This is a genomic window from Streptacidiphilus anmyonensis (genome assembly GCF_000787855.1).
Classification (GTDB): domain Bacteria; phylum Actinomycetota; class Actinomycetes; order Streptomycetales; family Streptomycetaceae; genus Streptacidiphilus; species Streptacidiphilus anmyonensis.
This window is the reverse complement of record NZ_BBPQ01000021.1, coordinates 57,302-77,266: the sequence shown is the minus strand read 5'-3', so window position 1 is coordinate 77,266 and position 19,965 is coordinate 57,302. Positions and strand designations below refer to the sequence as shown.

Sequence of the window (19,965 nt, the reverse complement as noted above, 5' to 3'; positions counted from 1 at the left end):
CTGACCGCTTCCGGGTTCACGCACGAGGCCCGTGCCCGCGCTTCGGCGGGCGCCCCGGAAGGGACGCGCGAGCCCTACCGTCCGGTGTAGGTGAACTCGTCGCGCGGGCTGGTGGGAGAGGTGTTCTTGGCGACGGTCACGGTGATGTCCACCGTCTGCGACACGTCGGGCTGGTCGGGCGCGGTGGCGATGAGCTGGCCGGTGGAGACGAACTTGACGGAATCGGACACCTGGTTCCCGAAGTGCACGGTGGCGCCGTCCGCGAAGCCCGAGCCGCCGATGGTGACGGGGGTGCCGACCTTGCCGCTGCGCGGGCCGACCTTGTCGACCACCACGGGCGCGGGCCCGCCGTAGGCGAACTGCCCCATCGCGACGGCGGGCGAGGTGGCGAGGTCGTTGGTGACGCGGACGTGGACGACGCCGATCCCGATGGGGGCTCGAACGGTGATGGTGCTGCCGGAGGGGTCGACGACAGGGTCCTTGCAGGCGAAGGGGCCGAAGTCGACCACGCTGTCCTCACTGAAACCGCTGCCGTGGACGGTCACCGTCTCCCCCGGTGCGCCGAAGGTCGGGGTCACGTACTCCACCTTCGGCCCGGCCGGGACGGGAGGCGCCCCCACCAGCTCCAGGTAGGTGTCGTTGGCGTGCTGGAAGGCGACCTGGCCGAGGAAGTCCTGGGTGGTCTTGTTGACCAGGTCCTCGTCGAGGAGTGTGTATCCGGGGTTCATCAGGCAGAGCGTGCCGGGCTGGACGTAGACGTGGCCGTTGGTGCGCTTGGAGATCTTGTCGATCTTGCTCTTCACCTCGTCGGTGGCCTGCGGCCCCGGGCTCGGGTACCAGTCCTCGGTGACGGCGAGGTCGGCCCAGGCGTGCGGAACCAGGTCGTAGGCGTTGTTCTGGCGCTCGTCGACGACCCACGACCGGGAGTCGAAGTAGTCGACGAAGTTCTGCAGGCCGGCGGTGGGGGCGGCGAAGGTCATCACCGCGAACTGCGTCCCCTTCGGCCAGGGCTTGGCCTGCAGGTGCAGCGCGAGCATGCTGGCGATGCAGCCGCCGAGGCTGTGACCGGTCAGCCAGATGGTCGGCGGCGGCGAGGCGGGCGCCGCGTTCACCGCGATGGCCAGCGCGTCAGCGAGCTTGCGGTTGGGGATGGGCGAGGCGATCGAGGAGGCGTTGACCACCCGGTCGAACGCCTGCTTCGCCCCGAGGGACACGTCGATGGGCTTCGGCGATCCGCTCTCGGGGAACGGGACGACGATGCCGACCTCGAGGTCTTCGAGGATGTCGGTCAGATCGGCGTCCGTGCCGCGAGCGACCACGGCGAACTGGTTCGAGCCGTCGGTGCTGCGTGCGATGAAGGCCATGTTGGCGTTGGCGGGGCTCAGGGCGAGCCACGCCAGCTCCCAAACGCCCCGCGTGGCAAGGCTGGTATCGCTCAACTGCGCGTCGATGCCGCGGATGATGCGCGCGGTCTGGTGCTCCGGGGTCTCCCCGGAGGGGATCGGGGTGTTCGCGGTGGCCGCAAGGGCGGCCAGGGTCATGGTCACCTGGGTGATTGCCGGATCGGATGCCATCGTGGTGTCTGCTCCTCGGATCTGTTGCCGATGGGGAGGCGGGACGGCCTTACGACGGCATCAGGACAGACGTGCGCCGGGGCCGACCGCCAGAGTTGTTCGCGTACCATCAGACTCCTCCTCGGCGCGGTCCGGCGTCTTCCCCGCCCGCGGGTTGACCAGGTTCACCTCGTTGGCCGCGCATCAAGACATCCGTGCGATTCCGGGGGGCAGGCGAACGGCCCGGCCTCCTCCACCTGCGGGTGGAGCGCGGCATGTCCACCCGTGGTGGGGTGTGCGCGAGTTGGGTGGCGGGAGACCGTGGAGGCATTCCGCCGTCGACCGTGGGGAGCGCTGCCGTGGATCTGCCGAGTCTCTTCTCCGTGCTGGGCCTGCTGTGCTGGATCGGCTACGAGGTGCTGCTGCGCCGCCGCGAGGACGCGGACGCGGCGACCTGGGAGACCGACGAGCGCGACCGGGGATCCACCCGGCTCCTGATCGGGTGCTACCTCGCCGCCGCCCTGGTGAACATCGCCTTCGGCTCGGCCTCGGTCGGCATGGTCCCGGACGCCGTGCGCTGGATCGGCGTCGTCGTCCTGGCCGGCGGACTGGTCCTGCGCGCGTGGGGCATGCGGACCCTGTCCGCGTACTACACCCGCACCCTGCGCACCGTCGACGACCAGCGCGTGGTGCAGGAGGGGCCGTACCGGGTGATCCGGCACCCCGGCTACTGCGGCAGCCTGCTGGTGTGGATCGGCTACTCCTTCGGCCTGGGCAGCTGGCCCGCGACGCTCCTCACGGCCGCGATCCTCGGCACCGCGTACGTCTGGCGCATCACGGCCGAGGAGCAGCTCCTGCTCGCCGCCCTCGGCCCCGCCTACGCGGACTACCGGGTCCGCACGAAGCGGCTGATCCCGTACGTCTACTGACGTCACCCGCAGGAGCGTCCTGCGGCCGCGGCAGGGCTACGCTCGTGCGCACGGTCCCGTCCCGGGCATCCGTTCGATCCACGGCGGCTCGAGCGGTCCGGCGGTGGCAGCGTGTCAGCCTCGCCATCCCGCCCGTGCCCATGCTCGGCAGGCCGACCCCGGTGATCGTCACCGGGACCGTCCGGGTCGACCACGGCCCGGCGGTCTTCGGGGCGTGGTGGCGGCCGTGGTCGGTGGGGCTCGTCCCGGTCCGGCCGGCGCTGCTGCACAAGCGCAGGCGGCGCCTTCTCACGCCGCCGCGCCCGGGCGGGGTCGTCCGGCGCGGGATCCTCAAGCGCGGCGCGGGACCCTGGCCGCCGGTTCGGTGAGCGGGGCGGGCCGCCGGAGCCGGAGGCGTTCGGCACCCGCGGTGAGGAGGCGGGTGGCGCGGGAGCCCGCGCGCGCCGTACCGGTCGCGGCGGCGTGGGACGCCGCGTGCTTCGCGTGCCAGTCCCGGGCGAGGTCGGCGACGACGTGGGCGGCCTGGCGGTGCTCGGGCAGGGGCTCCAGGTGGACGCGGCCCCGGGCCGCCTGCTCCGCGAGGGCGTGGGCGAGGGCCTGGCGGTCGCGCGGCCAGGGGGCGAGGCCGGAGGCGGCCAGGGTGGCGGCGTTGGCGCGACCGTGCCCGGAGATGACCTCGTAGCTGACCGCCGGCAGGCCCGCGACGAGCGCCTCGGTGAAGGAGAGCCCGCCGGCGTTGTGGACCAGCACGTCCGCCGCGCCCATCAGCGCGGGCACGTCGGTGCGCCAGCCCAGCGCGACCACGTTTGGGAGCGCGGAGAGCTTCTGCCGCAGGCGTTCGTTGCGGCCGCACAGGACGACGGGCGTCACGCCGTCGACGGCGCGCAGCGCCTCGACGCTGGCGGTGACGTCGCCCAGCCCCATCGAGCCGGTCATCAGCAGCGCCATCAACTCTTCGTCCGGCACGCCGAGTTCGGCCCGCAGCGCGGCGCGCTCGGCGGCGGGGAGCGAGGCGGCGAAGCTGTCGCAGGCGAGCGGTCCGGCGGCGGCCATCGGGACGCCGTAGCGGTCGCGGCCCTCGGCGGCGGTGGCCTCGGTGACGGTGAGGTGGACCTGCACCTTCGGGTGGATCCAGAGGCGGTGCGGGGCCGGGTCGGTGAGGTAGCAGACGGTCGGGACGGTCAGAGCGCCCTCCTCCGTCAGCAGGCCCATGCTCTGCGCGGCGAACGGGAAGGTGGTGACGACCGCGTCCCAGCCCTCGTCCACCCAGCGCCCCAGCTCGCGGGAGGCGAGCTTGCACAGGTAGAGGGTGAGCGAGCGCACCACCGAGTCGTGCTCCTCGTTCTGGAACAGCCACTCGAAGAACCAGGGCATCTTCCCGGCGCTGAACTCGTAGCCGTCCTGGAGCAGGCGCCGGTAGCGGCGCGGCAGCGTGTCGAGGTAGTCGCGGCAGCTGACCTCGAGGCCGAGGTCGGTCAGACGGCGCGTCAGCTCGTTGGCGGCTCCGTTGTGTCCGGCGCCGACGCTGCCGGTGACGACCAGCACGCGCGGGGGCCGGTCGGCCGAGGCGGGGTGCCGCTCGCACCCGTCGTCGCCGCGCCGGGCGCGGCGCGGCCGGGTGGCCTGCGCGGGGACGTGGAGGGGCGCGGGGGCGGCGGCCGGGGGCGCGGTGGTCTGCACAGCCTGCATGGATCTTCCGCTCGACGACGACGATGACGCCTGGACGGTGCCCGGGGTAGGCACGGCGGACGCGGGCCGTCACCGGTCGGGCGCGGCCTCACGTCTCGCGCCGCAGCCTAGGGGAGATCCGGAGTCGCCCCGTCCTGTTTCGGATGAGCACTGAACGGCGACTCGGTGAACGCGTGACGTCCCGCGCCGCGCACGGGCCGGGGGCTGTGAACCGGCTGTGACGGCATCGGTGCGCCGCATGCCGTGCCGCCTCTCCCCCGCGTCCAATCCCGCATCCAAGCCGCTTACAGGCGGGACCAGGGAGGGTAGAGGCGGCCCGGCGCATCGTCGAAGGGTTTGCGCGGCCGGGCCGGCCCCGGTGCGGCAGGGCCGGCCCGGATCGGACGGATCTGCCGACGACTGCTCAGCCGAGGCCGAGGGTGGCGGCGATCTGGTTGGCCATCGCGGCCTCGCCGGTCGCGTTCGGGTGGACCGGCACGTAGTTGGTGCCGAAGAGGATGGGCTCGATCCAGCGGGTGCTCGCCGGCTCGCAGGCGTCGTGGCCGTTGGAGACGGCGGACATGTCGACGTAGGTGACGCCGTTGTCGGCGGCGGCGCGCTGGACGGCGGCGTTGAGGTGGGCCTCGAGGTCCCGCAGGTAGGGGATGTCGCCGGAGGCGATCGGCATCTTGGCGAAGCAGCCGGACACGGCCTGCGCCGGGACGATCCACGGGTAGCCGACGATGGCGATGCGCGCGTTGGGGGCCTTGGCCTTGACGGCGGCGAGCGTGGCGTCGAGGGACTGGTAGGTCGTGGTGTCGATGGTGTTGTCGAAGCTGTCGCCGTAGATCGACTGGCACGGGTGGCCGAACCCGAGGGTGACCACGCCCGCCGAGCCGCAGGCGAGGACCGCGTCGATGAAGGTGTTGCTGTCGTTGCCGCCGATGGTCATGGTGACCAGGTCGGTGCTGTCGTTCAGCGCGTCCAGCTGCGGGGCGACGCCGGGGTACTGGGAGCCGGCGTAGTCCTGCGTCTTCGCGCCGCCGCAGGTGACGTCGGTGAGGTCGAGCCCGAGTCTGCTCGCCAGGTCGTGGGGGTAGTTGACGGCCGACCGGGCGCACTCCAGCGGCGCGCTCAGGTCGAGCGGCAGCACGCCGGAGCCGGCGCTGTAGCTGTCGCCCATCGCGACGTAGTTCAGCGCGGAGGACGCCTGCGCCTGGGCGGGGACGGCGAGGCACATCCCCGCGACGGCGGAGACGGCCGCGGCGGCCGCGGCGAGACGACGGGAGCGGGCACTGAGCGACATGCGGGGTCTCCTTGAACCGGGGGTGGGGCCGTGACAGGAGAAAAATCGACGGCGCCCGGGGAGAGATCAGGTGTCGTCGACGTTTCCGCTAAGTTACCGACCGGGAAGTTACCCACTGGTTCACGAGAGGGCAAGAGACGTGACGCCATCCGTGACATGGCTCGGCTGATTGCGCGTCAGCTGCCCCGTTTCGGGTGGAAAACAGCTGGCGGGGCGGGTTCTGTAGATGCGAGGGTGCGGACCCATGACGCCCCGGTTCCAGGTTCGCGCCGACTACGACGACCGCACGATCACCGTCTACCAGGCCTACCCGCCCGCGATGGCCGACGCCGCGCTGCGCGCCGGGCACTTCGTCCCGCCGTTCTCGTTCGGGCGGATGACGTGGATCAAGCCCTCGTTCCTGTGGCTGATGCACCGCAGCAACTGGGCGCGCAAGCCCGGACAGGAACGCGTCCTCGCCGTACGGATCACCCGGCAGGGCTGGGAGGAGGCGCTGTCCCAGGCCGTCCTGACGACCGGTGACCCGGCGGCGGTGGCGCGGGCGCCCGTGCATGTCCAGTGGGACCCGGAACGCTCGGCCCGCGGGGCGGCGCTGAACCACTACAGCATCCAGGTCGGTGTCGGCCGCGGGCTGATCCGCACGTTCACCGACGACTGGGGCGTCGGCCTCACCGACCTCACCCCGCTGGTCCGCAAGACCGCCGCGCTGGTGCAGGGCGGGCAGTCCGCCAAGGCGCAGCGGCTGCTCCCGCCGGAGCGCGTCTACCCGCTGCCGGGGCCGCTGGAGGCCCACCTCTGCCGGGGCTGAGACCGGGCGGCAGTCAGCGGGGACGGCGGGCATCAGGCGTCAGGCGGCCGACGTGAGGCAGCCGACGGCAGGCACGCTCAGCCAGCGGCCAGCGGCCAGCGGCCGGCAGGCACGCTCAGCGCGTCGTCACGCGTGCGGCCCCGGCGGACGTCGTCCGCCGGGGCAGCACGCGTGCAGAACGCGGAAACCGTCAGCGGCGGCCGATGGCCGGGTCGCTGGTGGTGGCCCGCCCGGTCTCGACGTGGCCGGCGAGGCGGCGCAGCGCCGAGGGGTGCTGCTCCGTCAGGACGGAGATGTCGTACCAGCCGGAGGTGCGGCCGGTGTCGATGCGGTGCTCGACCTTGGCCCCGGCGCGCAGCTGGACCGTGGCCGGGTGCTGCGACCCGTAGGCGTCGACGAGGGCGACGCGCAGCGCGGTCGGCGCGTGGTTGGTGAGGGTGAGCAGCAGGTGGCCCGAGGAGCCGTCGTGACGGGCCGTCACCTCGACGCCGCGGTCGCCCGCCTCGCCGCGGAACTGGCGCACGAAGCCGGCCGGGCCGTGCACGGTGAGCTCGTACGGGCCGCTGGCGGGGGCCGTCCAGGCGTGGGAGAGCTCACGGCCCGCCTCGACCGTGAAGCTCCACGGGCCGTCCGTGCGGGTGGTGGAGGTGGCCAGGAACTGCGCGCCGACGTGTCCGCGGCTGGCGAAGTCCACCGTCAGCGCGCCCTGCGCGTCCACGCTGCCGTCGACGCGCAGGTCGTACGGGAGCGGGCGGGCCGGCCGGGTGCCGGGCTCCTGGGTCGGCAGCGCCGGGTTGGCGGGCAGCGTCGGCACGTAGTCGGGGTGGCGGTTGGCGTCCTTGGGCACATAGGCCGCCGTGGACGGCAGGCTCGGCGTGGCCGCGTGGTGGCGGCGGAAGTCGAACGCGGCCGTCAGGTCGCCGCAGACCGCGCGGCGCCAGGGCGAGATGTTCGGCTCGTGCACACCGAAGCGCTGCTCGATGAACTGGATGATCGAGGTGTGGTCGAAGGTCTGCGAGCAGACGTAGCCGCCGGTGCTCCAGGGCGAGACCACGAGCATCGGCACGCGCGGCCCGAGGCCGTAGGGGCCGGAGACGCCGCCGCTGCCGGAGTACAGCTCCTGGGAGATGTCCGCGGTGGACGCGCCCTGGGCCGCGCTCTCGGGCGCGAACGGCGGGACGACGTGGTCGAAGAAACCGTCGTTCTCGTCGTAGGTGATCAGCAGCGCGGTGCGGCTCCACACCTCCGGGTCGGCCGTCAGCGCGTCGAGGACCTGCGAGAGGTACCAGGCACCGTAATTGACGGGCCAGTTGGGGTGCTCGGTGAACGCCTCGGGCGCGACGATCCAGGAGACCTGCGGCAGCTTGCCCGCCTTGACGTCGGCGCGCAGGACGTCGAAGAAGCCGTCGCCGGCGCTGACGTTCGTTCCGGTGCGGGCCTTGTCGTACAGCGGGTCGCCGGGCTGGGCGTTGCGGTACTGGTCGAAGTAGAGCAGCGAGTTGTCGCCGTAGTTGCCGATGTACGCGTCGCTGGTCCAGCCCCAGTAGCCGTTGCCGTCCAGGCCGGTGCCGACGTCCTGGTAGATCTTCCAGGAGACGCCGGCCGCCTCCAGGCGCTCGGGGTAGGTGGTCCAGGCGTAGCCGGCCTCGGCGTTGGAGATGACCGGGCCGCCACCCTTGCCGTCGTTGCCGCAGTAGCCCGTCCACATGTAGTAGCGGTTCGGGTCGGTGGGGCCGAGCAGCGAGCAGTGGTAGGCGTCGCAGACGGTGAACGCGTCGGCGAGGGCGTAGTGGAACGGGATGTCGTCACGGGTCAGGTGCGCCATCGAGGTCGCGCTCTTGGTGGGCACCCAGCGGTCGTAGCGGCCGTGGTTGAGCGCGCCGTGGGTCGAGTTCCAGTCGTGCGGCAGGTCCTCGAGGAACTGCAGGCCCATGTCGGGCGCGTCCGGGTGGAACGGCAGCACGTCCTTGCCGCCGTTCGCGCCGCCGTCGTTCTGGTACCAGACGGCCTTGCCGGACGGCAGGGTGACCGGGTTCGGGTCCCCGAAGCCGCGGACGCCGCGCAGCGTGCCGAAGTAGTGGTCGAAGGATCGGTTCTCCTGCATCAGCACGACGATGTGCTCGACGTCGCGCAGGCTCCCGCTGGCGCGGTTCGCGGGGATCGATGCGGCCCGCGCGATGCTGGACGAGAGGGCGGTGGCGGCTGCGGTACCGCCCGCGAGCTGGAGGAAGCGGCGTCGGTTCAGCGAGGACATGTCGGCTCCGGTGTGTTGGTGCTGCCGGCTACGGGATCTCCGGGCCCGCCAACCTGTCTGAACAAGTTGAACAGCGCCCGGAGGATTCTCTGCAGGCTGACGAGAACGCGCAAGGGCCCCTCGGCAGCGCACAGACGAATGGACGGCGAACGCCCGGCTGACCGCGTGCTGCGCACAGCTGCCGAGAGCGTCGGGCGACGGCGTCGCCGGCGCGGCCACGGCAACTGCCCGCCGGACGGCAGTCACTGACCGACCGTACGGCGTGGGCGAGGCGGGTTCCGCCGCGGCACGGGCCGTGCCTGGCGGGAGTCCGGGGTCCCGGCTGGCAGACTGGCGTCCATGCAGACGATCACGCTGAACAACGGTCTGACCATGCCCCAGCTGGGCTTCGGCGTCTGGCAGGTGCCGGACGCGGAGGCCCGCAGCGTCGTCGCGGAGGCGCTGCGTGTCGGCTACCGGAGCATCGACACCGCCGCCATCTACGGGAACGAGGAGGGCGTCGGGCTCGCGCTGCGCGAGAGCGGCGTGCCGCGCGACGAGCTGTTCGTCACCACCAAGCTGTGGAACACCGAGCACTCCCACGACGACGCGCTGCGCGCCTTCGACGCCAGCCTGACCCGACTCGGCCTCGACTACGTGGACCTGTACCTGATCCACTGGCCGGTGCCGTCGCGGGACCGGTACGTGGACGCCTGGCGGGCGCTGGAGAAGATCGCCGCAGGCGGGCAGGCGCGGGCCGTCGGCGTGTCGAACTTCAACGCCAAGCACCTGGAGCGGCTGTTCGCGGAGACGGACCTGGCGCCGGCCGTCAACCAGGTCGAGCTGCACCCGTACTTCCCCCAGAAGCAGCTGCGCGCACTGCACGCGAGGCACGGGATCGCCACGGAGGCGTGGAGCCCCCTCGGGCAGGGCCGCGGGCTGCTGGAGGACGCCTCGCTGGTGGCGATCGGCAAGAAGCACGGCAAGACCGCCGCACAGGTCGTGCTGCGCTGGCACCTGCAACTGGGCAACGTCGTCATCCCCAAGTCGGTGACGCCGGAGCGGATCCGGCAGAACTTCGACGTCTTCGACTTCGCCCTGGACGCCGAGGACCTGGCCGTGATCGCGGAGCTCGACCGCGGCGGGCGCATCGGCCCGGACCCGGACACGTTCGACTGGATGGGCTGAGGACGCGGCCTCACCCCGGCCCGGCCCTCCGGCGGGGGAAATCCGCTGGTCGACGCCGCGAACGGGTTGGTAGGAAGGGCCCATGACGCTCAATGAGAATGACCGTGCCGGCCTTCCCGACACCACTCCCCTCGGCGACCTGGAGACCCTGCTGGCCGAGCGGGCCTGCGAGCGTCTCGTCGTCGACTTCGTCCACCGCCTCGACCTCGGCGAGCCCGGTTCCGTCGCGGAGCTGTTCACCGAGGACGGGGTGTGGCACTGGCCGTACGGCGACCGCCGGGTCGAGGGACGCGAGACGCTGCGTGCCTACTTCGCCGGACGCCCGGCGGACCGGCTCTCGCGGCGCCTGATGACGAACATCCTGGTCACGGTCGAGTCGGCGACGACGGCCCGCTCCGTCTCGTATCTGACGACGTACCGGGTCGACGGATACACCGGCGGCATGATCGAGCCGCGGCTGCCCGCCAACGTCGGTCACTACGAGGACGTCTTCCGCAGGGTCGACGGGCGCTGGCTGCTCGCCGTCCGCACGGTCCACCTGCCGTTCGGCGCGGACACCGAGCGTCTCGCGCCCAGCGGACGGTAGGGGAAGGGACGTCGTGATGCGGATCAGGCCCGCGCTGCCTGCGGAGGCCGCCGCGCTGAGCGAGCTCGCGCTGCGGTCCAAGGGCTACTGGGGATACGGCGAGGCGTTCCTGGCGGCGTGTCGGGAGGAGCTGACCCTGGACGGCGCGGAGCTGGCCGCGAGGCGCGCCGTGGTCGCGGAGCAGGACGGGCGGCTGCTGGGGCTGGCCACGTTGGAGGGCACGCCGCCGGTGGGCGAGCTCGGGATGCTGTTCGTCGCCCCGGAGGCGATCGGGCGCGGTGTCGGCCGGGCGCTCTACCGGCACGTGGCGGCGGCCGCGCGCGAGCTGGGCTGCACGCGCCTGGAGCTGGACGCGGATCCGAACGCCGAGCCGTTCTACCGGGCGATGGGCGCCGAGGTCGTCGGCGCCTCCCCCTCCGCGTCGATCCCGGGTCGGACGCTGCCGCGTATGGCCGCGACACTGCTCGCGTGAGGCTCCGTGGTGAGCTCGGCGGTGAGCCTCGGCGCAGCCGGGCTGAGGCTCACCGCTGCGGCGCTGCGGCGCTGCGACGTTGAGGCGCTCAGTCGCTGAGGCTCAGGCCATCCAGACCACGTCGGTGACGCGCAGTTCGCGGTGGTCGGGCAGCACCACGTAGGAGACGAGCACGGGCTCACGCGGTATCACCAGCGAGAGCCGCCCGTCGGACAGCCGTACGCCCGGCGCCTCGCGACCCGCGTCGACCGCCGCGCCCGCCTCCAGCGCGAGCGCGCGCAGGAAACTCAGCACGGAGCGGCACAGCGCCTCGCCCGCGTCGTCGGATTTCAGCATGTCGAGCAGCACGTCGTCCACGCCCGGTCCGGTGACCAGGCTCCAGCGGTGCGGCGTCGGGTCGGGCCCGGTCAATCCAGCCCGCCGGCCCGGGCGGTGAGCTCCTCCAGGGTGACGCCGCCGCGCCGCGCGAGTGCGTCGGCGAGGCGTTCGGCACGACCGGGAAGCTGGTCCAGCATGGCCTCGCGCCACCACGTCTCGATCACCAGGTTGATCGGCTCACCGGCCTCCGCGCCGAGCACCTCGGCGTAGAAGGCGAGGCGCTTCTCGCTGCTCAGCGCGTTGCCGACGGCCTGGATGCTGCGCGCGATGGCCGGGACGCGCGGGTCGTCGTCGGCTCGGTGGACCGGCTGTACGCTCAACGCCTGCCTCCTGGGTCGCGCGGGATGCTGCCACCAACGTACCGCCCGAAGCGTTGGCGTGGGAGCGCCCTACGGACGCGGCCCACGACGCCGCGTCAGCCCGCCGGCGGGGCCGACCGGCCCTGCTTGACCAGGTCCAGCACCTCGGCGGCGCAGCCCCAGGAGACGGTGACGCCCGCGCCGCCGTGCCCGTAGTTGTGGATCAGGACCCCCGCGTTCGGACCGGTGGCGGCAGCCTCGGCGGTCTCCAGCCGCACCTCCTCGCGGGCCGGGCGCAGGCCCACGCGCGTGCCGACCGCCTCGGCGTCGCGGAGTTCGGGCAGGACCGCCTGGCAGCGGCGCAGGATCGCCTCGCTGAGCGCCGGCGAGGGCTCGAGCGTCGCGTCCCCGCGCTGCGCCGTGCCGCCGAGGACGGCGGTGTCGCCGTGCGGGAACGCGTAGACCAGCTCCGGGGCGTCGGGCGTCTCGTCGACGAAGAACTCGCGCAACGCGCCGCCGTGGCGGACCACGACGACCTGGCCGCGCACGGGCGTGACACCCGGGTCGGGCACGAGCGTCGCGGCGCCGGAGCCCGAGCAGTTGACGACGACCGGGGCCTCGTGCGCCGCTTCGGCCAGCGAGCGGTAGGTGTGGGCGCGCAGGCGTCCGCCGGCCCTGGTGAGCCGCCGCTCCAGCCAGGCGAGGTAGCGGGGCATGTCGACGACGGGGGCCCGCAGCCGCCAGCCGACGGTGTAACCGGCGCGCAGCTCCGCGGCGGCGCAGGGCCGGGCGCCGGCGGAGACGGCCCAGCGCGGCGGCCGGGCGGGCGTCAGCGACTGGTGGGTGCCCTCGATCACGGCCACGCCCGTCTCCCGCGGGCCCGCGGCGAGCTCCTCGAAGACCGCCAGGCTGGTCGCCGCCCAGGCCCCGACCCGGTCCTCAGGCCCGATCATGAACGGCCCCCAGGTCGCCCCGGCGGCCGCGGACGTGGTCGCCGGGGGCGGCCGATCGGCGTCCACCCGCACCCGCAGTCCGGCCTCGGCCAGCGCCACCGCCGTGGTCAGCCCGATGACCCCCGCCCCGACCACCACCGCGTCGGGACGTCCCACCTCGTCGCTCGCGCTCATCCCCCGACCATGGCACACCGGGTCCTGTCGGCGCACCGGTGCGCCGCTTCGTCGTTCTCGCGGCTGTGCCGGGCCTAGCTGCGCTTGGGGAACGTCAGGTCCAGCAGACCCTTCTTCGGGTCCGGGGCGAGCAGCCAGTCGTAGCGTACGACCACGGCGAGGGCCAGCAGCAGGCTCACCCGCCGGTCGTGCAACTGCAGCGCGTAGCGCGCGTGCATGCCCTTGAGCCGTGCGAGCTCGAAGCCGTCGCTGCCGGGCCCCTCGAAGGAGATCCGGTAGTCGAGGACGAGGTCGAGTGCCCCGCCCGCGAACGGCACGGCGGCGAGGGGCGCGGCGTGGCGCAGCCGCGCGCCCTTGCCGTGGGGGGTGCCGGTCAGCGTCGGTAACCCGGGCTGTTCGACGGTCCAGGTCTCCAGCTGGAACTGCGAGCCGGCGTGATGGCTGACGGTGCCGTGCTTCGTCCCGTCGACCGCCTTGGCCCCGACGGTGGTGACCCATCCGACCGGCTGGTCGAGACGCTGCCCGACGTACGCCTCCATGGGGTGCAGCGAGTCGTAGAAGTACGGTTTGAACAGCCGCACCGCCGGTGTGTCCGAGCCCGCCGGCAGCACGTCGAAGGTGCTGCTGTCGCGCTCGTTCCGGGCCACCACCGTCGCGGCGTCGAACTGGGGAACCGACATGCGCGCCAACCCTCCCGATGGACCACTGGATGTCGTCCGGCCCGAGGGTAACAGACGAAGATCACTCGCAGGCGTTACCGACCACGGGCTGACCAATCGTCATCCACCGACCAGCGGAACCAGTTTGATGAAGACCAGGGCCGGATCCGCGTCCAGGTCGACCACCTCGTCCAGGCTCTCGACCTGCCGCTCGCCGAGCAGGATGAAGAACCCGTTGGACGCGAACGCGCGCTCGGCGGCGTCGGCTTGCTCCTCCCAGTCGAGGCGCCGCGGCTCGCGCAGCCGGTAGCCGTTCAGCTCCACCTCCGCGTCGGTGGGGCGCACCAGCCCGTGAAAGCGGACGCCCGGCCGGGCGTTGTGCCGTGCGACCTCCTCCCGCACCCGCACCCGCACCAACTCGCGCACCGTCACCCGCCCCGGCAGCCCGCCGACCTCGAACGCCGCGATGGCCCGCCCCGTCGCGGTCTCGTCCCGGAACATCACGGTGGCCATCAGACCGCCCTCCGTATCTGCGTGAGGATGGACTCGTCCGTGATCCGGGCGTCGTCCGCGAGCAGGAACGCCTTGCTGAGCACCAACGACAACCGCTCGTCCTCGAACGGCAGGAACACCCGCCCCGCTCCGCCACCCGCACGCGCACCCGCACCCGCACCCGCACCCGCACCCGCACCCGCACCCCGGGAAGGGACCACGCACAGATACGCGCCACTCGGCTCCATCAGCACGTTCGCCGATCCCAGATGGATCCGGTATGTCGCCAACTCACCCCGCACCACCAGGAAACGACCCTCGAGCGAACACCTCTTCGCAATCCGCAGCCGCGGCAGGATGCGCCCCAAGGCCTCTCGCCGGATCTGCGCGGTGGCAGTGAGGTCGCCGAAGACGGCGGACTGCCAGTAGGCGGCATGGCGGCCTTCGCCGCGGTCGGTCCAGGTGGGGTCGGCGGCGATCGACGTGACCGCGACGAACAGGTCCACGTCGCGCATCGCCTCGGTGAAGACGATCGGCGGTACGTCGTGCAGCGGGACCGGCTCCCAGCGGCGGCCGGTGCGCCGGTCGAAGCGGACCTGGTCCGTCGTCGCGTGGTCCGGACTGTCGTGGAACGCGTCGTCGGCCGGCTCGTGGTGGAACCGGGCCCGCCACCCGCCGTCGCCGAACTCGCCGCGGGCCTCGCCGTCCCAGCCGCCGTCGTGATTGCAGAGGTAGTTGGCCTGCCAGCCGCGCTCCTTGAAGAGGGCGTAGAGGCGCTGGTAGTGGACGATGTGGGCGGCGAAGCGGTTGGAGTAGCCGCCCGTCTGCTCCTCGGCCGGAGTGAGCAGGTAGATCTCCCGGAATGCCTGTTTGAAGGGCTGGCGCAGCTGGTCCGCCACGATCCGCTCGCGCCAGGAGCGGACCTCGTCCGCGGTGGCGCGCACCGGGTGCCAGAGCCGGACCCTTGCGGGGAGGCCGACCGGGTCGACGCCCGGCGGCGCCGCCTGCCAGGGGCCGCCGTCCGAGTCCGCGAACTCCCAGATCAGGCCGCGGACGAGGGTGCCGGTGACGGGGTGGTCGCGGTAGTGGCGGCACCACTCCTCGTAGGGCCAGGTGCGGTCCGCCGACATCAGCGCCTCCAGGCGGGCCCGCTCGCCGGACAGCGTGCCACGCACCTCCTTCGCCAGCGCCTTGAGCGGCGCGAGCTGCTCCGAGCCCTTGACGGCCGCCGGAGCGGTGCGGGAGGTCCGGCCGTCGGACGCGGTGAAGGTCAGGCGGACCGTCGTGCCGTCCTCGATCGCCAGCCGGACGCGGTAGCCGTCCGTGAGCGTCCGCTCCGACGAACCGCCGGGGTCCAGCCCGTGGTCGGGCACGGTGCGCTCGACGAGCTGGGCCGCCGTGATGCCCGCTCGGGCGGCAGCCGTGGTCAGGGCGGTGTCCACCTGCTTGCGCAGCGCCCGGTCGCGAATCCGCGACCGCAGGCGCCACAGCGCATCCAGTGCCGACGCGTCCTCGACCTCCGCGAGAGCGTTGATCGCCGCGCCCGCGAGCTTGAGGTCGGTGATCACCCCACTGCCGCCGTGCAGGCCGACGCGCAGCGCGAGGGTGGCCAGGTGAGGCACCGTCGCCGCCCCGCCGATGAGGGCCGCCGCCCAGACCAGGCCCCGCGCCAGGTCCCGGTCGTCCTGGTGGACCAGGAAGTGGTAGTGCCAGCCCTCCCCCATCCACTCCGCGTGCGCGCCGCGTTCCTTGCTGCACAACGGCTCGTCCTCGGCCAGGCTGCGCAGCACCTCCATCGCCAGGTCGCCCCCCGACGCCGCGTCGGCGAGCTCCCTGCACGCCCGCCGCCACCGCAGCGTCGGCCGCGGCCCGGAAAGGGCCGTCATGTGGCGCAGGAACGCCCCGAGTTCGGGCGTCGCCGCCCGCCCGGCGCGCTCCCGCAGCGGGGCGGCCCAGACGTCGTACGCGGGGATCACCACGGTGAGCCTGCCTCTGTCCATGGTCCCGGTGACCGGAGAGTCGTCGAGCATGGCGAGATCGTGGCAGACGTGACTGACAACGCCCGACCCTGGCCGGGAGGACGGGTGGGTGGACCTGATCCCCGCTCAGCCCAGGCGGTCCAGCCAGGAGACGACGGGTCCGCAGCCGTCCTCGGCGCGGATGAGGGTGCCGAGGTGGCGGGCGCGGTCGCGGTGGGCGTCGGAGCGGGCGGCGCGGGTGAGGAGTGTGCTGAGGGCGCGGGCGTCCAGGTGGCGCAGCGGGACCGCGCCCGGGGAGACGCCGAGGGATGCGAGGCGGGAGGCCCAGAAGGCCGCGTCGAACTGGACCGGGACCGGGACGGAGGGCACGCCGGCCCGGAGGGCGGCGGCGGTGGTGCCCGCGCCGGCGTGGTGGACGACGGCGGCGGTGTGGGGGAAGACGAGGGCGTGCGGGAGTTCGTCGACGGTGAGCATGTCGTCGCCCTCGGCGTGGAGGCCCGCCCAGCCGCGTTGGACGATGCCGCGCAGGCCCGCCGCGCGCAGTGCGGCGACCAGCGCGGCGGAGGTGCGCTCGGCGTCGGGCACGGTCGCGCTGCCGAGGCCGACGAAGACCGGTGGCGGCCCGGCCAGGAGGAAGTCCCGTACCCGCGGCGGGAGTTGCGCGGTCGGCGGGCAGTGCGGCCACCAGTAGCCGCAGACGTCGAGCCCCGCGCGCCAGTCGCGCGGGCGCGGCACGACCAGCGGGCTGAAGCCGTGCAGGACGGGCCACTGCTGCTGCTCGCGGGCGTGGCGGGTGGCGCGGACCCCCTCGGGCGGGAGCCCGAGGCGGCCGCGCATGGTCCGGGCGGCCTCGATGAAGATCAGGTCCAGGGCGGCGTTGACGGCCCGCGCGCTGAGCCGGTTTCCGGCGGCTCCCAGCGACCGGACGCCGACCACCGGGGCGAGGAACTCGCTTGTCGGGGCGAGGGGTTGGAGGTAGACGCCGAGACTGGGCAGGTCGAGGCCCTCGGCCAGCACGTGGCCGATCGGGGCGAGCACGGCGGAGAGCAGCAGGACGTCGGCCCGGCACGCGGGGGCGACCATCGCGTCCGCGAGGTCGGCGACGAGGGAGCGCGCCAGCGCGATCATGCGGGCGAGTTTGCCGGGGCCGGTCGTGGCGCGGTGCAGGCCCCGGCCCGCGCCCGACTCCAGCTCGGCGCGGGGGTCCACCGGGAGGGCGTGGAATCCGAGGCCCGCCTCCTTGGCCAGGTGCTCGAACCGGCCGTGGGTCACCAGCGTCACCTCGTGTCCGGCACGCGCGAGGGCGTGCCCGAGGCCGGTGTAGGGGGCGACGTCGCCTCGCGAGCCCGCCGTCATCAGTGCCACACGCATGCGAACAGTCTTCCCCGCCGACCGCGCGTCCATGACCGGCGCGCCCGACCACCCCACCAACGGGCGACGCTTGACTTCTCGCACATCCCGCCCCACCGTACAATCTGACGCTCCATCAGGTACATCAGCTACCGCAGTCAGCTGACCGCACGCAGCCCGGCGCGGCCCGTCAGGAGGGACGGCTACGCAAGCCATGGGACACGTGCGCAAGGACTCCGCAGACTTCACAGACTTCACAGACCCCGCCGACGTCGAACATGCCCGGGACCGCGCAGCCCGCAACCGCCCGGGCTCCCCCGCGCTCACGCGGCGGGCCCTGCTCGGCGCGGGCGCGGCGGCACTGGCGGCGACGGCCGCCCAGTGGACGCCGCTCGGCCGCGTCGCCGCCGCGAGCGCGGCCAGCACCATCCCCGCGCCGCCGCAGTTCCCGTCGGGGATCCCGCTGTACCAGCAGACCTTCCAGAACTGGTCGGAGGAGGTCGTCGTCGAGGGCCTGTGGAGCGCCTCGCCCGGCTCCGCCGCGGACGTGGTGACGCTGGCCAACTGGGCGCACGCCAACGGCTGGCGGCTGCGCCCGCGCGGCGGCGGCTACAGCTGGTCCCCGCTGGTCGCCCCGGCCGGGACGCCCGCCAACGTGGTGCTGGTCGACTCCTCGAACCTGACGGGCATCAGCGTCAACGCCTCGGGCGCGGCAAGCGGCGGCGCGAGCGTCACCGTCCAGCCCGGCGCGACCATGGACACCCTGCTCGGCACCCTCAAGTCGGCCGGCCTCGGCTTCACCGGCTTCCCGGTGCTCGGCGCCGGGACGGTCGGCGGCGCGCTGGCGACCGGCGGCCGCGGCACGGGCGTGCCGGCGGTCGGAGAGGCCCGGCTCCCCGGCCACACCTACGGCTCGCTCAGCAACCTGATCCTGAGCCTGACCGCCGTCGTCTGGGACGCCACGCAGGGCGCGTACACGCTGCGCACCTTCCAGCGGACCGACCCGCAGATCCAGGCGCTGCTGGTGAACCTCGGCCGGGTCTTCGTCACGCAGGCCACCCTGCGCGTCGGCCCCGACCAGCGGCTGCGCTGCCAGAGCTGGTTCAACGTCGCGGCCACCGACCTGTTCGCACCCCCGACCTCGGCCGGATCGAAGTCGCTGGCCTCCTACGTCGACCGGTGCGGGCGCGTGGTGTGCATCTGGTTCCCGTTCACGACATCGCCCTGGCTGCGGGTCTTCACGCCGACGCCGAACCAGCCGTGGGTCTCGCGCGCGGTCACCGGGCCCTACGACTTCACCTTCAACGACATCGTGCCCAAAAGCGTCTCGGACCTGCTCTCCCAGATCGTCGCCGGGGACGCGGCGGCGACGCCGCAGTTCACCGCCGCGCAGATGGACGCGATCAGCGCCGGCCTGATCGCGACGGACACCTGGGACATCTGGGGCTGGTCCAGCGACGTGCTGCTCTACGTCCGCCCGACGACGCTGCGCATCACCTCGACCTGCTGCAACGTCGTCACCTCGCGGGCCAACGTCCAGCAGGTGGTGAGCGACTTCTACGCCCAGTACAGCGCGAAGCTGGCCGCCTACGCGGCCCAGGGCCAGTACCCCATGAACGCCCCGCTGGAGATCCGCGTCACCGGCCTCGACCAGCCCGGCGACTGCGCCCTCCCCGGCGCGCTCGGCGCCCAGCTCTCCCCGCTGCGCCCCCGCCCCGACCACCCCGAGTGGGACACCTCCGTCTGGTTCGACATGACGACGGTGCCGATCACACCCGGCTGCCACCAGTTCACGGGCGAGATGGAGACGTGGTTCCGCTCGCACTACACGGGCTCGTACGGGGCGGTGCACAACGAGTGGCCGAAGGAGTGGGCCAACACCCCCTCCGGCGCCTGGACGGACACCGCGGCGATCGGCGCGGCCATCCCCGCCTCCTACTCCGACGGCCAGGCGGCGGGCGACGGCTGGAACGCGGCGGTGGCCACCTTCACGGCGCTGGACCCGAACGGCGTCTTCGGCAGCCCGTTCCTGGACCGGGTCCTCGTCCCGGGATCCTGAGGACCGGATCCTGAGGACCGCATCCTGAGAGTCGGCATCCTGAGGTCGGGCCCACCGGCAGCCCGTAGCAGCTCCTGCGGGAGGTTCCGTGCGCGTGCGCAGCATCTCCACAACCAGCGCACGGTCCCTCCCCACCCCAGGGCGCTGATCAGCCAGTTTGCTTGGGTAGAGTGCCCGGATGCACGACAGACCGCACCGCCCGATGTCCCCCGCCGAGGCCGCGTCGCTGCGCGCCTCGTCCCCCGTGGACGAGGCGCTGCTGCAACGGATCCGCGCCGCGCTCGTGAGCAGGGGCACCGACGAGTCCCCCGAAGCGGCGGAACCGCCCACCGCGGCCGACGTCTCGGAGAACGCCGAGAGCGCCGAAATCACCGACTGCACCGACCAGGACGCCGCGGGCGACGAGCCCGAACCGGCGACGTCAACGCCGCTCGACGGAGGTTCACTCGTGTCGCACGAGTGATTCCGAGTGTCCGGGTTGGAGGATTTGACCGAATTCCTCGCGTTCTTCCTTCACCCTTCACTCCTGAGAGGTCTGAGGTCATGATCCGTCGTCTTGGAACCGTGCTGGCGGGCGGCCTGCTGCTGACGATCGTCGGTCTGACGACGCTGCCGACCACGGCGTCCGCCGACACCGACACCCAAACCGGCAGCATCCCGTCGCAGACGTACACCTGCAACGTCGGCGACTCGGGCTCGACGGCCACGGTCCAGACGACGGACATCAACGGCGCGCAGGCCGTCATGCCGACCCTGTTCGGCATGGAGCTGAGCAACTGCCGACTGGCGTCGTAGCGACCGCCCTGGCCCGCTGCCGCTCCGCCGCTGTCGGCGGGGGCAGCGGGCCCGACTGCCCTGGGCGGGCAGGCCGTACCATTT

Annotated in this window: 19 protein-coding genes; 8 read left to right on the top strand and 11 right to left on the bottom strand. The window is 73.1% G+C overall.

Features of this window, described 5'->3' with window-relative positions:
• Window positions 1-74: 74 nt before the first annotated feature.
• On the bottom strand, window positions 75-1,574 hold the full coding sequence (locus TR50_RS19945) for an IPT/TIG domain-containing protein (protein ID WP_042422955.1): 1,500 nt from the start codon (window positions 1,572-1,574) through the stop codon (window positions 75-77).
• A 338-nt stretch (window positions 1,575-1,912) separates the two neighbouring features.
• Between TR50_RS19945 and TR50_RS19940 the strand changes: the two genes are divergently transcribed.
• The gene (locus tag TR50_RS19940; protein WP_052441123.1) at window positions 1,913-2,482 is read left to right on the top strand and encodes a methyltransferase family protein; all 570 of its coding nucleotides are present in this window, start codon (window positions 1,913-1,915) and stop codon (window positions 2,480-2,482) included.
• 330 nt (window positions 2,483-2,812) lie between these two features.
• Here the strand turns inward: TR50_RS19940 and TR50_RS19930 are convergent, their stop codons facing one another.
• Together TR50_RS19930 and TR50_RS19925 are read right to left on the bottom strand one after the other, a co-directional pair.
• Window positions 2,813-4,171 carry an MGDG synthase family glycosyltransferase gene (locus TR50_RS19930; RefSeq protein WP_052441122.1) on the bottom strand — a complete coding sequence of 453 codons (1,359 nt, stop codon included), beginning with the start codon at window positions 4,169-4,171 and terminating at the stop codon, window positions 2,813-2,815.
• Between the two features lie 403 nt (window positions 4,172-4,574).
• The gene (locus TR50_RS19925; protein WP_042422944.1) at window positions 4,575-5,456 is read right to left on the bottom strand and encodes an SGNH/GDSL hydrolase family protein; all 882 of its coding nucleotides are present in this window, start codon (window positions 5,454-5,456) and stop codon (window positions 4,575-4,577) included.
• A gap of 244 nt (window positions 5,457-5,700) precedes the next feature.
• On the opposite strand from TR50_RS19925, the gene TR50_RS19920 reads away from it, so the two are divergent.
• Window positions 5,701-6,264: a DUF4291 domain-containing protein gene (locus TR50_RS19920; RefSeq protein WP_042422943.1), complete on the top strand. Its 564-nt coding sequence runs from the start codon at window positions 5,701-5,703 to the stop codon at window positions 6,262-6,264.
• A 190-nt stretch (window positions 6,265-6,454) separates the two neighbouring features.
• On the opposite strand, the gene TR50_RS19915 is transcribed toward TR50_RS19920, so the two are convergent.
• Window positions 6,455-8,518 (bottom strand): phosphocholine-specific phospholipase C, encoded by a 2,064-nt coding sequence (locus tag TR50_RS19915; RefSeq protein WP_042422940.1) that lies wholly within the window; start codon window positions 8,516-8,518, stop codon window positions 6,455-6,457.
• Window positions 8,519-8,857: 339 nt separating this feature from the next.
• Between TR50_RS19915 and TR50_RS19910 the strand changes: the two genes are divergently transcribed.
• From TR50_RS19910 to TR50_RS19900, 3 genes are all read left to right on the top strand, one after another.
• Window positions 8,858-9,685, top strand: coding sequence for an aldo/keto reductase (locus tag TR50_RS19910; protein WP_042422937.1), 828 nt, complete (start codon window positions 8,858-8,860; stop codon window positions 9,683-9,685).
• An 82-nt stretch (window positions 9,686-9,767) separates the two neighbouring features.
• Complete coding sequence (locus tag TR50_RS19905; RefSeq protein WP_042422934.1) at window positions 9,768-10,271, top strand: nuclear transport factor 2 family protein; 504 nt, start codon at window positions 9,768-9,770, stop codon at window positions 10,269-10,271.
• A 16-nt stretch (window positions 10,272-10,287) separates the two neighbouring features.
• Window positions 10,288-10,743: a GNAT family N-acetyltransferase gene (locus TR50_RS19900; RefSeq protein ID WP_042422931.1), complete on the top strand. Its 456-nt coding sequence runs from the start codon at window positions 10,288-10,290 to the stop codon at window positions 10,741-10,743.
• A 102-nt stretch (window positions 10,744-10,845) separates the two neighbouring features.
• Here the strand turns inward: TR50_RS19900 and TR50_RS19895 are convergent, their stop codons facing one another.
• From TR50_RS19895 to TR50_RS19865, 7 genes are all read right to left on the bottom strand, one after another.
• Complete coding sequence (locus TR50_RS19895; protein WP_042422928.1) at window positions 10,846-11,154, bottom strand: hypothetical protein; 309 nt, start codon at window positions 11,152-11,154, stop codon at window positions 10,846-10,848.
• Window positions 11,151-11,441 (bottom strand): hypothetical protein, encoded by a 291-nt coding sequence (locus tag TR50_RS19890; protein WP_042422924.1) that lies wholly within the window; start codon window positions 11,439-11,441, stop codon window positions 11,151-11,153. The genes TR50_RS19895 and TR50_RS19890 overlap by 4 nt, the downstream gene beginning before the upstream one ends.
• 95 nt (window positions 11,442-11,536) lie before the next feature.
• Window positions 11,537-12,547, bottom strand: a complete 1,011-nt coding sequence (locus TR50_RS19885; RefSeq protein ID WP_042422921.1) for an FAD-dependent oxidoreductase — start codon at window positions 12,545-12,547, stop codon at window positions 11,537-11,539.
• Window positions 12,548-12,621: 74 nt separating this feature from the next.
• Window positions 12,622-13,227 carry a hypothetical protein gene (locus tag TR50_RS19880; protein WP_042422918.1) on the bottom strand — a complete coding sequence of 202 codons (606 nt, stop codon included), beginning with the start codon at window positions 13,225-13,227 and terminating at the stop codon, window positions 12,622-12,624.
• A gap of 99 nt (window positions 13,228-13,326) precedes the next feature.
• On the bottom strand, window positions 13,327-13,719 hold the full coding sequence (locus TR50_RS19875; protein ID WP_042422915.1) for a hypothetical protein: 393 nt from the start codon (window positions 13,717-13,719) through the stop codon (window positions 13,327-13,329).
• On the bottom strand, window positions 13,719-15,728 hold the full coding sequence (locus TR50_RS19870) for a DUF4132 domain-containing protein (RefSeq protein WP_052441121.1): 2,010 nt from the start codon (window positions 15,726-15,728) through the stop codon (window positions 13,719-13,721). The genes TR50_RS19875 and TR50_RS19870 overlap by 1 nt, the downstream gene beginning before the upstream one ends.
• A 75-nt stretch (window positions 15,729-15,803) precedes the next feature.
• A complete protein-coding gene (locus TR50_RS19865; RefSeq protein WP_236654494.1) occupies window positions 15,804-17,048 on the bottom strand; it encodes a glycosyltransferase in 1,245 nt (414 codons plus the stop codon).
• Between the two features lie 202 nt (window positions 17,049-17,250).
• Between TR50_RS19865 and TR50_RS19860 the strand changes: the two genes are divergently transcribed.
• The 3 genes from TR50_RS19860 to TR50_RS19850 all read left to right on the top strand — a co-directional run bounded on the left by TR50_RS19860 (window position 17,251) and on the right by TR50_RS19850 (window position 19,881).
• On the top strand, window positions 17,251-19,086 hold the full coding sequence (locus TR50_RS19860; protein ID WP_236654493.1) for a cholesterol oxidase substrate-binding domain-containing protein: 1,836 nt from the start codon (window positions 17,251-17,253) through the stop codon (window positions 19,084-19,086).
• Between the two features lie 178 nt (window positions 19,087-19,264).
• On the top strand, window positions 19,265-19,549 hold the full coding sequence (locus TR50_RS19855) for a hypothetical protein (protein WP_152648498.1): 285 nt from the start codon (window positions 19,265-19,267) through the stop codon (window positions 19,547-19,549).
• Between the two features lie 80 nt (window positions 19,550-19,629).
• Window positions 19,630-19,881 carry a hypothetical protein gene (locus TR50_RS19850; protein ID WP_152648497.1) on the top strand — a complete coding sequence of 84 codons (252 nt, stop codon included), beginning with the start codon at window positions 19,630-19,632 and terminating at the stop codon, window positions 19,879-19,881.
• Window positions 19,882-19,965: the final 84 nt, after the last annotated feature.

Excerpts from the sequence above, each read along its gene's own strand:
- TR50_RS19885 (WP_042422921.1), bottom strand. The coding sequence starts at position 12,547 with ATGAGCGCGAGCGACGAGGTGGGACGTCCCGACGCGGTGGTGGTCGGG.
- TR50_RS19880 (WP_042422918.1), bottom strand. The coding sequence starts at position 13,227 with ATGTCGGTTCCCCAGTTCGACGCCGCGACGGTGGTGGCCCGGAACGAG.
- TR50_RS19850 (WP_152648497.1), top strand. The coding sequence starts at position 19,630 with ATGATCCGTCGTCTTGGAACCGTGCTGGCGGGCGGCCTGCTGCTGACG.
- TR50_RS19865 (WP_236654494.1), bottom strand. The coding sequence starts at position 17,048 with ATGCGTGTGGCACTGATGACGGCGGGCTCGCGAGGCGACGTCGCCCCC.
- TR50_RS19870 (WP_052441121.1), bottom strand. The coding sequence starts at position 15,728 with ATGCTCGACGACTCTCCGGTCACCGGGACCATGGACAGAGGCAGGCTC.
- TR50_RS19925 (WP_042422944.1), bottom strand. The coding sequence starts at position 5,456 with ATGTCGCTCAGTGCCCGCTCCCGTCGTCTCGCCGCGGCCGCCGCGGCC.
- TR50_RS19855 (WP_152648498.1), top strand. The coding sequence starts at position 19,265 with ATGCACGACAGACCGCACCGCCCGATGTCCCCCGCCGAGGCCGCGTCG.
- TR50_RS19900 (WP_042422931.1), top strand. The coding sequence starts at position 10,288 with ATGCGGATCAGGCCCGCGCTGCCTGCGGAGGCCGCCGCGCTGAGCGAG.
- TR50_RS19915 (WP_042422940.1), bottom strand. The coding sequence starts at position 8,518 with ATGTCCTCGCTGAACCGACGCCGCTTCCTCCAGCTCGCGGGCGGTACC.
- TR50_RS19910 (WP_042422937.1), top strand. The coding sequence starts at position 8,858 with ATGCAGACGATCACGCTGAACAACGGTCTGACCATGCCCCAGCTGGGC.
- TR50_RS19930 (WP_052441122.1), bottom strand. The coding sequence starts at position 4,171 with ATGCAGGCTGTGCAGACCACCGCGCCCCCGGCCGCCGCCCCCGCGCCC.
- TR50_RS19920 (WP_042422943.1), top strand. The coding sequence starts at position 5,701 with ATGACGCCCCGGTTCCAGGTTCGCGCCGACTACGACGACCGCACGATC.
- TR50_RS19875 (WP_042422915.1), bottom strand. The coding sequence starts at position 13,719 with ATGGCCACCGTGATGTTCCGGGACGAGACCGCGACGGGGCGGGCCATC.
- TR50_RS19905 (WP_042422934.1), top strand. The coding sequence starts at position 9,768 with ATGACGCTCAATGAGAATGACCGTGCCGGCCTTCCCGACACCACTCCC.
- TR50_RS19945 (WP_042422955.1), bottom strand. The coding sequence starts at position 1,574 with ATGGCATCCGATCCGGCAATCACCCAGGTGACCATGACCCTGGCCGCC.